General features: G+C 34.1%; 17 protein-coding genes, 1 pseudogene and 1 riboswitch. Of the genes and pseudogenes, 13 read left to right on the top strand and 5 right to left on the bottom strand.

Translation table 11 applies throughout. The features are described 5' to 3' along the window. The first annotated feature begins 112 nt into the window (after nt 1-112). Complete coding sequence (gene cbpA, locus M014_RS0108660) at nt 113-736, top strand: cyclic di-AMP binding protein CbpA (RefSeq protein WP_026591370.1); 624 nt, start codon at nt 113-115, stop codon at nt 734-736. A gap of 62 nt (nt 737-798) precedes the next feature. Here the strand turns inward: cbpA and M014_RS0108655 are convergent, their stop codons facing one another. Beyond that, complete coding sequence (locus M014_RS0108655) at nt 799-1,566, bottom strand: divergent polysaccharide deacetylase family protein (protein ID WP_026591369.1); 768 nt, start codon at nt 1,564-1,566, stop codon at nt 799-801. A gap of 531 nt (nt 1,567-2,097) precedes the next feature. Between M014_RS0108655 and M014_RS0108650 the strand changes: the two genes are divergently transcribed. Further along, nucleotides 2,098-2,379, top strand: coding sequence for an aspartyl-phosphate phosphatase Spo0E family protein (locus M014_RS0108650; protein WP_026591368.1), 282 nt, complete (start codon nt 2,098-2,100; stop codon nt 2,377-2,379). A gap of 29 nt (nt 2,380-2,408) precedes the next feature. On the opposite strand, the pseudogene M014_RS26630 reads toward M014_RS0108650, so the two are convergent. Continuing rightward, nucleotides 2,409-3,405, bottom strand: a pseudogene (locus M014_RS26630) (DUF3149 domain-containing protein). A gap of 231 nt (nt 3,406-3,636) precedes the next feature. On the opposite strand from M014_RS26630, the gene M014_RS0108630 reads away from it, so the two are divergent. The 4 genes from M014_RS0108630 (at nt 3,637) to M014_RS30005 (ending at nt 7,299) form a co-directional block, all read left to right on the top strand. Continuing rightward, complete coding sequence (locus M014_RS0108630) at nt 3,637-4,083, top strand: MarR family winged helix-turn-helix transcriptional regulator (RefSeq protein WP_026591364.1); 447 nt, start codon at nt 3,637-3,639, stop codon at nt 4,081-4,083. A gap of 468 nt (nt 4,084-4,551) precedes the next feature. Next, nucleotides 4,552-6,246: a M3 family oligoendopeptidase gene (locus M014_RS0108620; protein WP_026591363.1), complete on the top strand. Its 1,695-nt coding sequence runs from the start codon at nt 4,552-4,554 to the stop codon at nt 6,244-6,246. Nucleotides 6,247-6,386: 140 nt separating this feature from the next. Next, nucleotides 6,387-6,920: a DinB family protein gene (locus M014_RS0108615; protein WP_026591362.1), complete on the top strand. Its 534-nt coding sequence runs from the start codon at nt 6,387-6,389 to the stop codon at nt 6,918-6,920. 262 nt (nt 6,921-7,182) lie between these two features. After that, complete coding sequence (locus tag M014_RS30005) at nt 7,183-7,299, top strand: DUF6254 family protein (RefSeq protein ID WP_026591361.1); 117 nt, start codon at nt 7,183-7,185, stop codon at nt 7,297-7,299. Nucleotides 7,300-7,307: 8 nt separating this feature from the next. Here M014_RS30005 and M014_RS0108605 read toward each other — a convergent pair whose 3' ends face one another. After that, nucleotides 7,308-8,516 (bottom strand): ATP-binding protein, encoded by a 1,209-nt coding sequence (locus tag M014_RS0108605; RefSeq protein ID WP_026591360.1) that lies wholly within the window; start codon nt 8,514-8,516, stop codon nt 7,308-7,310. 233 nt (nt 8,517-8,749) lie between these two features. Next, nucleotides 8,750-8,793, top strand: a riboswitch (PreQ1 riboswitch). Between the two features lie 93 nt (nt 8,794-8,886). On the opposite strand from M014_RS0108605, the gene queC reads away from it, so the two are divergent. The 4 genes from queC to queF are packed head-to-tail and all read left to right on the top strand — an operon-like array spanning nt 8,887 to nt 11,293. After that, entirely contained in the window at nt 8,887-9,549 is a 663-nt protein-coding gene (queC, locus tag M014_RS0108595) for a 7-cyano-7-deazaguanine synthase QueC (RefSeq protein WP_026591359.1), read from the top strand. After that, nucleotides 9,549-10,043 (top strand): 6-carboxytetrahydropterin synthase QueD, encoded by a 495-nt coding sequence (gene queD / locus M014_RS0108590; RefSeq protein WP_026591358.1) that lies wholly within the window; start codon nt 9,549-9,551, stop codon nt 10,041-10,043. The genes queC and queD overlap by 1 nt, the downstream gene beginning before the upstream one ends. Next, entirely contained in the window at nt 10,036-10,752 is a 717-nt protein-coding gene (queE, locus tag M014_RS0108585) for a 7-carboxy-7-deazaguanine synthase QueE (RefSeq protein WP_026591357.1), read from the top strand. The genes queD and queE overlap by 8 nt, the downstream gene beginning before the upstream one ends. A 43-nt stretch (nt 10,753-10,795) precedes the next feature. After that, nucleotides 10,796-11,293 (top strand): preQ(1) synthase, encoded by a 498-nt coding sequence (queF, locus tag M014_RS0108580; RefSeq protein WP_026591356.1) that lies wholly within the window; start codon nt 10,796-10,798, stop codon nt 11,291-11,293. A gap of 48 nt (nt 11,294-11,341) precedes the next feature. Here the strand turns inward: queF and M014_RS0108575 are convergent, their stop codons facing one another. Continuing rightward, nucleotides 11,342-11,527 (bottom strand): YkvS family protein, encoded by a 186-nt coding sequence (locus M014_RS0108575; protein ID WP_026591355.1) that lies wholly within the window; start codon nt 11,525-11,527, stop codon nt 11,342-11,344. Between the two features lie 237 nt (nt 11,528-11,764). Here M014_RS0108575 and M014_RS29600 point away from each other — a divergent pair, with 237 nt between their 5' ends. Then, nucleotides 11,765-11,923 carry a hypothetical protein gene (locus M014_RS29600; RefSeq protein WP_026591354.1) on the top strand — a complete coding sequence of 53 codons (159 nt, stop codon included), beginning with the start codon at nt 11,765-11,767 and terminating at the stop codon, nt 11,921-11,923. Between the two features lie 94 nt (nt 11,924-12,017). Further along, nucleotides 12,018-12,620, top strand: coding sequence for a histidine phosphatase family protein (locus tag M014_RS0108565; RefSeq protein WP_026591353.1), 603 nt, complete (start codon nt 12,018-12,020; stop codon nt 12,618-12,620). 36 nt (nt 12,621-12,656) lie between these two features. Here M014_RS0108565 and M014_RS0108560 read toward each other — a convergent pair whose 3' ends face one another. After that, nucleotides 12,657-13,235, bottom strand: a complete 579-nt coding sequence (locus M014_RS0108560; protein ID WP_026591352.1) for a GNAT family N-acetyltransferase — start codon at nt 13,233-13,235, stop codon at nt 12,657-12,659. Between the two features lie 217 nt (nt 13,236-13,452). On the opposite strand from M014_RS0108560, the gene M014_RS0108555 reads away from it, so the two are divergent. Further along, a complete protein-coding gene (locus M014_RS0108555; RefSeq protein ID WP_026591351.1) occupies nt 13,453-13,647 on the top strand; it encodes a hypothetical protein in 195 nt (64 codons plus the stop codon). The last annotated feature ends 23 nt before the right edge of the window (nt 13,648-13,670 follow it).

The following is a 13,670-nucleotide window of genomic DNA, read 5'->3' as shown; positions in this document are numbered from 1 at the left end:
CGTTACGCGAAAACCTATAAATGAAAGCGTTTTAAAAATTAATTTCACTCATAAAATATGGGTCTCCTTATTATATATAGATTACATATCGTCATGTGAGGAGGAACGTATTTTGCGAGTTAAATATCATTTTCTGCTGAAACAACAGGTGACATTTTGTAAGGAAAATGATTCAGGGGAACAGGCGTTAAACATTATGAACGAGCAGGGATATAGAGCGATTCCTGTGCTTGCAGAAGATGAGAAGGAATTTAAAGGAATCATTTATAAAGTAGATATTTTAGAACGTAAATGTAATGAAGGATTAGACGATATATATGTGAAAGATATCGTGGAAAATAAATCTGCATTTATTTTTGAAAGGGATTCTTTTTTTCGAGCTTTTTATGTAATTAGGCGTCTTCCATTTTTAGCTGTATTGAATGAGTACAATGAATTTGTTGGTATTTTAACACATTCTAATATATTTGATGTCATTGAAGATTCATTTGGGATGCAAACAGGCGGTTATATAATAACAATCGCGACGCAAGATTGTAAGGGGACAATTAAGGAGTTAGGAACGCTCTTCAAGTCTTATCATATTGGTGGGTTATTTACATTAGACAATGGTGATCGATATATACGCCGTGTAATTGTAAATATTACAGACGATTTAAGCGACAAAGCACTAGAAACATTAATTGCAAAAATAGAGAAAAAAGGATTTCGCGTTAGTCATGTCGATTGTATATAAGATTTATGACACATGGAGGTCAGAGCAGTATGAAAAATAGAGAGCAGCTATATAGCTGCTCTCTATTTTTGTTTGGAAACAGGTGGTGGTGAGAGTACAAGGTCGGATAAGAAAATAAAGTCTGCATGTTCACGTACTTTTGGAATGGAGGATTCAATAACACGAGAAGTAATTTCCCCAGGAGGACCGACATGTCCAATTGCAACTACTACGGGTTTTTCTTTAATTCTTTGTATAAGTAACTGTGCTTGTTTTGTAATGTGAGATGCTGTATAAACATCATCAAAGAATAGTTGATTTTCTACAATAGGAACGCCTAATTCTTTACCGATTTTTGGTACTACGCTATTAGGATTGGTTTTACTATCCAAATAAAAAAGTCCATGCTTTTTACATACTGATAGTATGATTCGCATGATTCGTTCATCAGCTGTTACTTTAGAGCCCATATGATTGTTCATCCCAATTGCATGTGGTATTTCCTTGATTGCTTGTTCAATCCGATTTTCAATTTCACGATCACTTAAATTAGTTGTAATGGCATTAGGTCCGAGCCATTCTTTCTTTCCTTTGATAGGCTCCATTGGCATATGAATAATAACTTCATGTCCTTTTTGGTGTGCGGCTACCGCATCTTGTTTTGAAGATGGAAGAAAAGGCATAACGGCTACAGTAAGTGGTATGGGAAGTGATAGCATTCTTTCCGTTCCCTTCATATTATTTCCAAAGTCATCGATGACAATGGCAACTTTATTAGTATGAGCATATGTTTGAAGAGGAAATATGACAATAGATAATGAAATGAAAACAATAATGATTTGTTTGCGCATATAAGAAATTCCTTTCTGATTGAGTGATTTGTTATAAATAAAGCTCCATTAGGTTTCTAGTTAGTGAAACCTGCATGAATTGGCAGTAAAAGCTCCATTAGTAAGGGTTAATCATCGGCGGAGGATGAAGAAAATCTCACTGATTAAAGTTTCACTTTATTGTTTTCTAATAAAATAAGGTTGCTGTTTTATTTGTGAAGATGGGAACGCAAATCTATAATTATGATTTGCGTTTTCTATATAAATTAAACGAGAAAAATGTCGAAGTAATGTGAAATAAAAATTTAAAAGTCGAGTTTATCTGTTGATTATAAAAAATAACATGAAAAAAATGTCTATTATTGCGAATGTATTTACAAAGATAGAATAATTTGTAATAATTCTCAAAGTGAGGATAAAGATTTGTAAATTACAGGGAGAAAATGTTAAAATTTCTGAGTATTCCAATTCAAATGCAATATACATTTGTAGATTAAATGCATGGAGTAAAAATGAAGTAGAGAGTATGGAAGAATAATGAGGGGGATATGGATGTTTACAGCAAAACGGAAGTACACAATGGAAAAACTTTCGCGTGATATTCGTATGAAACGTGAAGAAATGATTCATTTAGGTTTAACAAACGGATTAAACAGTACCGAAACAATTCAAGTGAGTCAAGAATTGGACAAGCTTATTTTGCAGTATCAACGCTATAAAGAACAACAAACACCAAGATGGTTAACATTTATGAAGATACCCTTTTTTCAAATAGAATATGAAGGGAAATCAAGTGCTTTTTGGAGAATGTTTGTGACTGCTTTTATGAAATAAACATAATTACCCTCTGTAGAGAAGGTTAATTATGCTGAAACTAATGGGAGCTTTATATGGACAGTTGTTCCTTTATTTTCTTTGCTATCAAGCACAATTTGTCCATTATACATTTCTATAATTCGTTTGCATATGACAAGACCTGTTCTGGTATCTTTATTGGTAAAGAACGGATGAAAGAGGTGTTTTTGAATATGCTTTGGAATACCTTTTCCTGTGTCAATAATGTGTAATTGTGCGTGCTCTTCATTACTGGTTACCTGAATTGTTAATGTACCACCAGATGACATAGCTTCAATTGCATTTTTTGTAATATTTAAAACCACTTGTTTCATATGATCTTTTGAACAACGGATATGAACAGGATAATCTGGTAACTGCAAGATAAATATAATATTATGTAAATTCGCTTCCAACTGAATAATAAATGCTATCTCTTTGATAATATCTCGTACATCATACTTTTTTAATAATCGCTGTTGGTTTGCCGAGAATCATAAATTCGCTAACAATTTCATTAATACATTCTATTTCTTGTCCAATAACAAAATAATAAAATTGGTCTTGTTCTTGCGTATATTTTTCCTTTAAAAGTGTTACAAGATCTTTCATTCCGGTAAGAGGATTACGGATTTTGTGAGCTGTACTAGCTGCGAAAATACCAACTAATTCAACTTTTTGTATTTCATTTTGTTGTCTCTCCAATTTTGTTTGTCGTTTCAGCAAAATATATTGAACAAGTAAAAATAATATAGTCCAGAAAAATGCTTGTCTTTTTCATCGGTGTCGTGTAATATCTGCTGAATTTCGTTCGTATTTTCTGTTTCTATATTTACGACCATAGCAAGCATCTCTAATGCGGAAATAGCTTCACCAATATGATCTAAGTAGCCTCTTATGAGCAGCTTGTTTGTTTTCTTTTTGCATTTGGTAGGTGTGATAAGCATAGAAAGCCGCACTGATTCCAAACGTTGGTAATATAACAAGTAGTATATAAAAAGCTATGCTACGTAAATTCCCGTTCAAAGTTGTTACTTCTTCTTTTTTATTATCATTATATATAAACTGTGTTAAAATTGTCATGTTTTTATTTAATGTGTGATTGTTAGTATGGAGGAAGAGTAAAACTGAGAAGTGATTGAGCGATCACTGGGAGATAAAGGGGAAATATCGCCACCAATTTTGCTTTAGGGGTAACCTTTTTATTCGATAGATCGTCTCGAATTCTTGTGAATTTAAGTGAAGGGTTGAAATCGTATGAAATCGAATGATGAGCGAGAAGATATTTCTCAATCTTTAAAATTGTTTATTGCACTATCGCGTGTGCACCGTTTTGTTATGGATACTACAAATAAATCAATACAAAGTAACGGACTAAATCCAACTGAGTTTGCCGTATTGGAATTGCTCTATCATAAAGGAAGCCAGCCACTTCAACAAATTGGAGAGCGTATTTTAATTGCAAGTGGTAGTATTACTTATGTTGTCGATAAATTAGAAAAAAAGGGGCTTGTAAAACGAATTCCATGCCCGAATGATCGCCGTGTTATATATGCGCAGTTAACAGAAGAAGGAGAAGCATTTATCGCTTCTATTTTTCCGAATCATGAAAAAGTTATACATCATTCCTTTGAAATGTTAACAAATGAGGAGCAGGATGAATTGTTATCTTTACTTAAAAAAGTTGGGAAATATGAAAGATGATATATGTAAGTACAAATGAAAAACTAACAGAAAATTGTTCTTTTTTGATGGGAGAGAGTGTCCAACCATGCGTAGAAGGAGCTCCATGCCAAATGAAAACAAAAGGGGAAAATGAATGCAGATCATCCTTTGTTATGCGAGGCAGGGAAATTATATGTTGAAAAATCAAAATGAATGTATATAACATGTTAAAAAAGTTTTTGATGTAAAATGATCAAAGGCTTTTTTGTTTGTCGTGCTATTTACGGACGGAGAGAAGGGAAGAAGATAGGGGGGAATTCCCACGAATAGAGAAGTTTTACTCTATTTTGTATCTATATAGGTAGTAATAGAGTTGAGTTGCTGTTCTACAAAGAGTATGGAAAGCATGGTACAGTTTCTAACGGCTTTTGTTGAAGAATAAAAGGAGATTTAGAAAAGGAAATGGAATTATAGTAAAGGTATATATAATTGAGAGGAGACTTATTCATGTCATTTAAGAATTATGAATATAAACGCCCAAATACAGAAGAATTACAAGAAAAATTTACTGCAGCTTTAAAACGATTTGAAGATGCAAAAACACTAGAAGCGCAAAAGCAAGTTATTCATGATATTAATGAGATTCGCAATGACTTTGGTACAATGGGAAATATTTGTTACATTCGTCACTCTGTTGATACAACAGATGCTTTTTATAAGAAAGAACAAGATTTCTTTGATGAATATTCTCCGATTGTACAAGGCTATACAACGAAATACTATAAAGCATTGATAAATTCTCCGTTACGCGATGAATTAGAGGCTTATTATGGAAAACAGTTATTTGCTTTGGCAGAATGTGATTTGAAAACATATTCAGATGAAATTGTGAAAGATTTGCAATTGGAAAATAAATTATCTTCGCAATATACACAACTTTTAGCAGCTGCAAAAATTGATTTTGAAGGAGAAGAGAGAACGCTATCACAGCTCGGACCTTTTATGCAACATACAAATAGGGATATGCGTAAAAGAGCAAGTGAAGCTTATTATGGCTTTTTAGCTGATCACGAAGAAGAGTTAGATCGTATTTACGATGACCTTGTAAAATTAAGAACGAAGATTGCCAAAATACTTGGTTTTCAAAACTTTGTTGAACTTGGTTACGCAAGAATGTATCGTACAGACTATAATGCGGAAATGGTGGCAAATTATCGTAAACAAGTATTAGATTACATCGTTCCAGTCGCAACAGAATTACGAAATAGACAAAAGGCACGCATCGGTGTCGAAAAGCTAGCTTACTATGATGAGAATTTTGAATATGCAACAGGCAATCCGACTCCAAAGGGAGATGCAGAATGGATTATTAATCATGGAAAAACGATGTACAAAGAATTATCAAATGAAACTGATGAATTCTTTAACTTCATGTTAGATAATGAATTATTAGATTTAGTCGCGAAAAAAGGAAAAGCTGGCGGCGGTTATTGTACATACATTGAAAATTATAAAGCTCCGTTTATTTTCTCGAATTTTAATGGAACATCAGGTGATATTGATGTGCTAACACACGAAGCGGGTCATGCATTTCAAGTATATGAGAGCCGTAAGTTTGAAATCCCAGAGTATAATTGGCCAACGTATGAAGCGTGTGAAATTCATTCCATGAGTATGGAATTTTTCACATGGCCATGGATGAAACTGTTCTTTAAGGAAGATGCGGATAAATATTATTTCTCTCATTTAAGTTCAGCTCTTCTATTTTTACCATACGGTGTATCGGTTGATGAATATCAACATTATGTATATGAAAATCCAGAAGCATCTCCGGAAGAGCGTAAAACGGCATGGCGTAATATTGAAAGAAAGTACTTACCACACCGGGACTATGAAGATAATGACTATTTAGAACGTGGTGGCTTCTGGCAACGCCAAGGGCATATTTATAACTCACCTTTTTACTATATTGATTATACATTGGCTCAAATTTGTGCGCTGCAATTTTGGAAGCGAGCAAGAGACAATAGACAAGAAGCATGGGAAGACTATGTGAACCTTTGTCAGCAAGGAGGAAGTAAATCTTTCCTAGATTTAGTGGAGGTAGCAAATTTAACATCGCCATTTGCTGATGGATGTGTTCAGGGAGTAATCAATGAGATTCAAACGTGGTTACATGCTGTAGATGACACAAAATTGTAAAAATAACCCTTCGTTTTTGCCTATTTTGTAATCGACACATTCACAAAAAAATGAGATAATATAAGAAAATTCAGAATTATCCAAAGGGGTGTTTCTAAAGTAGAAGCGCCTCTTTTTACCAAAAAAGAGGGGGGAGAATTATGCTTCAATCTAATATGAATATTGGTTTGGAAACTTTACTGCAATCTTTACAATCTACAAGAAACACACTCTTATCAGAAATCGAGATGTTAAATGACACGGAAGTGAATGTAAAACCGCGCCGTGATAAATGGAGTATTATTCAAATTTTGCATCATCTACATTTAGTTGAACAATCCGTTACATCATCCCTTGTGTATGCTTTGCAGAAAAAAGACAAAAAAGTAGTGCCACTTAAAGATCTCCAACTTACTCTTGATCGAACACACAAACGAGAAGCTCCTCAACAAATGCAACCAACAGAAACATTAGTGAAAAAACAACAAGGAATTCAGCTGCTTGAACATTCACGAGCAGATTTATTGCATACACTGCATAGTATTGTGGACGAAAAAGAATTGTTTGAAAATTCATTGAAACATCCTGTGTTTCAGGAGCTTACTCTATATCAATGGGTTCAATTCCTTGATTTACATGAACAGCGCCACCTTACACAGTTAAAAGAAGCAAAATATGCGATTTTGCAAAGATAAAGAAAAATTGCCATTCATATGGGAACTATATTTAATAAACAAAGGAAGCGAGGCAGTAGTTAACTCGCTTCTTTTATTTCGTTATTCGTGAGCAATAATCTTCCCTCAAGATTCAGGAAAAGAAGCTAGCGGGAGATAATCACTCATATAATCTAGATTTGTGAGGAGTAATTATCAGTGGAAGATGAAACTAGATTGATGCATATTTTTATCTCTGGTTTTGGAATAATACATAAAGAGAGCATTTAAAGGAGTTGAAAGCATGTCACACAAAAAGAAAGAGCAAGAGCGTAGTTGGAAGGCACGAAAAGAAAATCAAAAACCACATGGGAAAGTAAAGACTTTCGCAGAACTTGTGGATGAAGCGGAAAAAACGTGATGAGATCATCACGTTTTTTGTATGAGTGGGAAAGTTAATAGGAAACTTGTACCAATGTCTTTTTCACTTGTAATATCGATTTTTCCACCCATTGCTTTTACGATGCTGAATACGACCATCATGCCAAGTCCAGTTCCTTTTTCTTTCGTTGAATAGAAAGGGGCACCAAGACGTTTTATTTGTTCTGGATTCATGCCAACACCGGTATCTTTTATGGATAATTGTATCTGTTTATTGTTAGGGGTTAAGGTGAGAATAAGATCCCCTCCCTTTGGCATGGCTTCAATACAATTTTTTAAAATGTTTAACAAGCATTGATTAAATTTCTGTTTTTCGCCAGCAATATGAAATACCTTGCTTTGTTTTGTATAGGCTATTCGGACATTTGTTAGATTAGCGAGCGGAGTAATGAGAGATACTGCATGAAGTAATTCATCTTCTATTTGTAAAATTTGTTCTTTTTCAATACTTGGTTTTGCAAATGTTAGGTAATCTGTAAGTACGTGATTTGCTTGTTCAATACCATGTATGGCAATTTCTATATACAATTTTCGATCTTTTTCCGAGTATTCTTCGGATTGTAGGAGCTGTAAAAAACCTTTTGTTGAAGTTAAAGGATTGCGAACTTCATGAGAGATAGAGGCAGCCATTTCTCCAATAAGGTGAAATTTTTCAGCGTTAATCAGCTCTTCTTGTAAGCGAATTTGTAATTGTAGTACGTTTAGTAAATAAAGAATAAGAATGGTACCAATAATGGTACATAGTTCATACACAATAATATGAGGAAGGTAATACTCAGCGTTAGGAACTTCGGCAAGAAAAAAAGGAACCCAACTAAATACATATACAGAACTATATAAAATAGCGAGTATTACTTTTACCTGATTACTTCCTCTCCGAAAGAGTTTGTATGTAGCAAGGAGAATAATATATAGGAAAATAGAAGCGATAATGGATGGGAAAACCCCAAGGCCTCCTAATAAGAAACGGTATAGGTTTAATACGGCTAAAATTGATCCTCCAGCAATAGGTCCTCCTGTTAATGTGCCAACAATTAATACAATATGACGCATATCAAATTGAAATCCATTGTCCATTTTTGCTGCAAATGAAATACAAAGAATGGTAGCTGAGCTACAAAATAATATAAATACCGTTGAATTTAATTTAGGTGAATGTTTCCCTTTCTGGTTCCAAAATAAGTGATACATGAGCATCATAACGAGAATCGATAGTATATTTAAAAAGAGGTAAATAATAAAAAGTTTCAGGATTGTGCCTCCTTTCGATTTTCATATGTACGGTGTTAATTAAGTATAATCATACTATTAAAATACAAGAAAATGAATCTTAATTTCACCAAAAAACAGAAAAATCAGAAGTTTTCCTGAGGGAGATACAGTATGTTACAATATGTGTTGTCAATGAAAGAAGAAATTCCATGTATAACATGGGAGAGGTTCGCGAACTCCCTCTATAAAAAACTATGGAAACAACAATATCCTTAGGTATTGTTTTGTTTTTTTATTGTGACAGTTCAAGAACGTTCTTTCTTCTTATTCGTATTAGAGAAGGAGAATGAGTGAGATGAAAAAGGAAAAAGCAGTTGTCGTTTTTAGCGGTGGCCAGGATAGTACAACATGTTTATTTTGGGCAATGCAGCAGTTCGCAGAAGTGGAAGCTGTGACGTTTAATTATAACCAGCGTCATAAGTTGGAAATTGATTGTGCAGCTGATATTGCGAAAGAACTCGGAATTAAACATACAGTACTTGATATGAGCCTATTAAATCAACTTGCTCCAAATGCATTAACGAGAACGGATATGGAGATTACACATGAAGATGGTGAATTACCATCAACATTTGTAGATGGACGAAATTTATTATTCTTATCATTTGCAGCTGTGTTAGCAAAGCAAGTTGGAGCACGTCATATTGTAACTGGCGTATGTGAAACAGATTTTAGTGGTTATCCTGATTGCCGTGATGTATTTGTGAAATCGTTAAACGTTACTTTGAATTTATCTATGGATTATCCATTTGTTATTCATACACCACTTATGTGGATTGATAAAGCGGAAACATGGAAGTTATCAGATGAACTTGGTGCATTCGAGTTTGTTAGAGAAAAAACATTAACATGTTATAACGGAATAATCGGTGATGGTTGCGGTGAATGTCCAGCTTGTAAACTTCGTAAAGCAGGTTTAGATACGTACCTACAAGAACGCGAAGGAGCGAATGTATAATGGAGCAGAATTTTTTTGGATTTCGCATCGTAGAAAATTTACAAAAAATAGATAAGGACATTCAGCGTGAACAACTGAAATATCATAATAAACGAGTGATGGTAAGTAAGGAATTTACATTTGATGCAGCGCATCATCTGCACTGTTATGAAGGGAAATGTAAAAATTTACACGGTCACACATACAAAGTTGTTTTTGGAATTAGCGGTTATGTAAATGAGATTGGACTTGCTATTGACTTTGGAGATATAAAAGAAATTTGGAAAAATGAAATAGAAATTTATTTGGATCATCGTTATTTAAATGAAACTTTACCATCGATGAATACGACGGCTGAAAACATGGTCGTTTGGATTTATGAAAAGATGGAAGAAGCACTAAAAAAAGAGGAACGCGCCCATGAATATAAGGGAGCACGTGTTGAATTTGTTCGTCTATTTGAAACGCCAACAAGTTATGCAGAAGTAAGACGGGAGTGGATGATCGGTGAGTAAAATTCCTGTTTTGGAAATTTTCGGACCGACCATTCAAGGCGAAGGAATGGTTGTCGGGCAGAAGACGATGTTTATTCGTACAGCAGGTTGTGACTATAGCTGCACGTGGTGTGATTCCTCTTTTACATGGGATGGATCCGCAAAAGAGCAAATTAGACAAATGACTCCAGAAGAAATTTGGAGTGAACTTGTTGAAATTGGTGGAGAAAACTTTTCACATGTAACCATTTCAGGTGGGAATCCAGTCCTATTGAAAAATTTAGCTGGTTTTCTTTCTTTATTACAAGAAAAGAAAATTCGCACCGCTATTGAAACACAAGGAAGTAAGTGGCAGGAATGGTTGCTTCACATTGATGAAATAACCATCTCACCAAAACCGCCAAGCTCACAGATGAAAACAGATTTTATCATGTTAGATTCTGTTATTGAAAGATTAGCAGGAAAAGATTTTAGTTTAAAAGTCGTTGTGTTTGATGATCATGATTTTGAATATGCGATAAAGGTACATGAGCGTTACCCTCACATACCATTTTTCTTACAAGTTGGAAATAATGATACTAAAACAGTGGACGATGCGATGCTTATTAGGAATTTATTACAAAAATATGAATGGCTCATCGAAAAAGCTGTTCAATGTAAAGAGATGAATGATGCAAAAGTATTACCTCAGCTTCATGCGTTAGTATGGGGAAATAAGCGTGGCGTATAAGAAACTCTTACGAATCTAATTGAATTGAAGGGACGTATAAAGAATGGCAGGAAGATTAGACGAAGATTTAAAAGATGTAACGTTACTTGGAAATCAAAATACAAAATATTTATTTGAATATAGTCCGGACATTTTAGAGACATTTGATAACAATCATCCAAACCGTGATTATTTTGTAAAATTCAATTGTCCTGAATTTACAAGCTTATGTCCAAAAACAGGACAACCAGATTTCGCAACGATTTATATTAGTTATATTCCAGAACAAAAAATGGTTGAAAGTAAATCTTTAAAGTTATATTTATTTAGTTTCCGTAATCATGGTGATTTTCATGAAGATTGTATGAATGTTATTATGAATGATTTAATTAAATTAATGGACCCACGTTATATTGAAGTGTGGGGGAAATTTACACCACGTGGTGGTATCTCAATTGATCCATATTGCAACTACGGTCGCCCTGGTACGAAATATGAGCAAATGGCTGAATATCGTATGATGAATCATGATCTATACCCTGAAACAATCGATAATCGCTAATGAAAAAAGGATCTGTATGTATCGTACGGATCCTTTTTTTCTATTATATTATGCATGTTGATTAATAACTTTATAGTTTTTATGATTTACAACTGTAAGAGGTTCCATATCTAGTTCTCTAAAATTCTCCATGATTGTTATATCGACAATAACGGAGTTTTTATTCACTTTTTGAACACGGCCTTGCATTCCACCTTTAAATTCGATAAGATCTCCAGCTTTTGCGATTTCCATTTCCATAAGCAACTCTCCTTGTTACAGTTTTGCCAAAAAAAGAACAAGTTCGTTCTTTTTTATTTCCCTTTATTTTGAACTATATTCCCCTGTTTGTAAATGTTTCCATGAAATAATTTCAAAAAATAGTAATTTTTTTGTAAGATTTGTATGAATCATTTTCCGTATTTTAGGTTATCCATTGGTGAAAAGTGCTTATATTACAATATAAGGGTATAATAGGTGAGGGGCGGTAAAATGGTATTTGAAATTGTCGGAAGTTTTATAGCATTTTTGTTATTTTTATTCTCACATAAACAATTAAAGATGATACGTATGTATGAGACACGTACATATTTTGATGGGTTAGATGGTGTGCATGCTTCTATTACTCATGAGAGCGGTACAGATATGTAAGGAAGTATGCCTTTCTCTTTCTCCATGGTATGATGACAATAAGAAAAAGCACATAATAATATAGGTGATGAGCGGTGAATGGAGAGTGGAGAAGATGCGAATTTCTTTTATTCGTCACGGTCGCTTAAATAATGTTACAGAATTAATGACAGTATCATCGTTCCGCAAATGGATGGAGCGATACGATTTAGCTAGTATGGAAAAAAATACGGACATACCAATTGATACAATTGAAGCAATTGAATCTGCAAAGCTTATTGTAACGAGTAATCAAAAACGTGCGGTACAGTCAGCTGCAGAATTAACGAATTCTCTTTCTTTTATACAAAGTGCTCTTTTTCGAGAGGCAGAAGTACCATCTAGCTTCTATATTCCGAAATGTGTGAAGTGCAAACCCGCAGTGTGGATATTCATTGGGCGCACAGTATGGATAGTTGGATATTCTAAAGGTGTGGAGTCTTATCGTGAAGCGCAAGAAAGAGCAAGACAAGCAGCTGATACATTAGTTGGATATGCGTTAGTACATGGGCATATCGCACTTGTAGGGCATAGTTATTTTAATGCGATGATTGGGTATGAATTACGTACTAGAGGATGGTCTGGTCCTCCTATTTTTCATAGGAAGCCATGGAGTTGTACAGAATATACATTTCGTGAAGCGATGAATGGAAATATATTAAGTACCAATTTAACATAAAAGCACACGATTACAATAAAGAATCGTGTGCTTTTTTTAAGAAACGAAAGCTTTTTTATATAATGGCTTCACTAAATGAGCATATGGCTCTCCAACAAGCATAACTGTTTTATCCTCTTGGTAACCAAGTCTTTTATATAAAGAGAAAGCTCGCTCGTTTTCTAAATTTACAAGTAATGCGATTTTCTCATAACCTTTTTCATAGGCATCATTTTCTACTGCTTGAATCAACCTTGAACCTATTCCTCTTCCACTATATGTGCTTGAAACGGACAAAGTGTCAATATAATATTCATCGAGTTCTGCTTCTTTTTCTAGCGTAATCGTTGAATCTTGATGGATTTTTTGTAAGTGTTTTACAATTGGAGTATCTAGTTGCTTGGCATGACTGCCGTGATAGGCTACGATGATTCCAACTGCTTGTCCATTTTGTTCTTCAACGAAACAGTTCTCGTAGCTAAGCCGATTTTCATTTTTTGAAAACCAAGTTTCAAGCCCTGTCAAGACTTCTGTTTCTGTTCTCCCACCTGTGATTTTTTCAGCAATTTCATGCAGAGCGTTATACAATAAAGAAGATATTGCCTTCGCATCTGTCTTTTTTGCTTTCCGAATCATATTATCCCTCCTAGTTGTCATGCTTATTGTAACATAAAATAAAGTTTCAATCAGTGATTCAATAATTTCTTGAATTTTATAGGATAAGCTTGAATATCGAATGGATTCAGAAAAGGGGAACCGTTATGGTAGTATATGATGTTTGCTGTGAATGTAAGAAATTTAACATTGTCGACTTGTGGAAGATAGGATAAAATATTGCAGAGAGGTGAAATACATGGATAAACAATTAGCAAATACAATTTTAGATCAACTGAAAAATGGAGAGATAGAAGAGTATATTGTAACTAAGGATGTATTTTATACGTTTCGTGAGGTTGTAGTAAATCGAGAGGATTTTAAACATTTCAGTGGGAATGCACAACGCGGCGGGAAAATTATTTATACATATATAGAAACACCGCGTTCTTAATAGAAGGAAAAGGAGAGGGGAAT

The organism is Bacillus sp. UNC437CL72CviS29 (assembly GCF_000482345.1).
Classification (GTDB): Bacteria; Bacillota; Bacilli; order Bacillales; family Bacillaceae_G; genus Bacillus_A; species Bacillus_A arachidis.
Note: the sequence above shows the minus strand (reverse complement) of the source record. Positions and strands in the feature narration are given on the sequence as shown.

What these genes read in the sequence shown, in the direction of transcription:
- M014_RS0108630 (WP_026591364.1), top strand. Translation starts at nt 3,637, where the DNA reads ATGAAATCGAATGATGAGCGAGAAGATATTTCTCAATCTTTAAAATTG.
- M014_RS0108605 (WP_026591360.1), bottom strand. Translation starts at nt 8,516, where the DNA reads ATGCTCATGTATCACTTATTTTGGAACCAGAAAGGGAAACATTCACCT.
- M014_RS0108650 (WP_026591368.1), top strand. Translation starts at nt 2,098, where the DNA reads ATGTTTACAGCAAAACGGAAGTACACAATGGAAAAACTTTCGCGTGAT.
- M014_RS0108615 (WP_026591362.1), top strand. Translation starts at nt 6,387, where the DNA reads ATGCTTCAATCTAATATGAATATTGGTTTGGAAACTTTACTGCAATCT.
- M014_RS0108555 (WP_026591351.1), top strand. Translation starts at nt 13,453, where the DNA reads ATGGATAAACAATTAGCAAATACAATTTTAGATCAACTGAAAAATGGA.
- M014_RS0108655 (WP_026591369.1), bottom strand. Translation starts at nt 1,566, where the DNA reads ATGCGCAAACAAATCATTATTGTTTTCATTTCATTATCTATTGTCATA.
- M014_RS0108560 (WP_026591352.1), bottom strand. Translation starts at nt 13,235, where the DNA reads ATGATTCGGAAAGCAAAAAAGACAGATGCGAAGGCAATATCTTCTTTA.
- queF (WP_026591356.1), top strand. Translation starts at nt 10,796, where the DNA reads ATGGCAGGAAGATTAGACGAAGATTTAAAAGATGTAACGTTACTTGGA.
- M014_RS29600 (WP_026591354.1), top strand. Translation starts at nt 11,765, where the DNA reads ATGGTATTTGAAATTGTCGGAAGTTTTATAGCATTTTTGTTATTTTTA.
- queD (WP_026591358.1), top strand. Translation starts at nt 9,549, where the DNA reads ATGGAGCAGAATTTTTTTGGATTTCGCATCGTAGAAAATTTACAAAAA.
- queC (WP_026591359.1), top strand. Translation starts at nt 8,887, where the DNA reads ATGAAAAAGGAAAAAGCAGTTGTCGTTTTTAGCGGTGGCCAGGATAGT.
- M014_RS30005 (WP_026591361.1), top strand. Translation starts at nt 7,183, where the DNA reads ATGTCACACAAAAAGAAAGAGCAAGAGCGTAGTTGGAAGGCACGAAAA.
- M014_RS0108620 (WP_026591363.1), top strand. Translation starts at nt 4,552, where the DNA reads ATGTCATTTAAGAATTATGAATATAAACGCCCAAATACAGAAGAATTA.
- M014_RS0108565 (WP_026591353.1), top strand. Translation starts at nt 12,018, where the DNA reads ATGCGAATTTCTTTTATTCGTCACGGTCGCTTAAATAATGTTACAGAA.
- M014_RS0108575 (WP_026591355.1), bottom strand. Translation starts at nt 11,527, where the DNA reads ATGGAAATCGCAAAAGCTGGAGATCTTATCGAATTTAAAGGTGGAATG.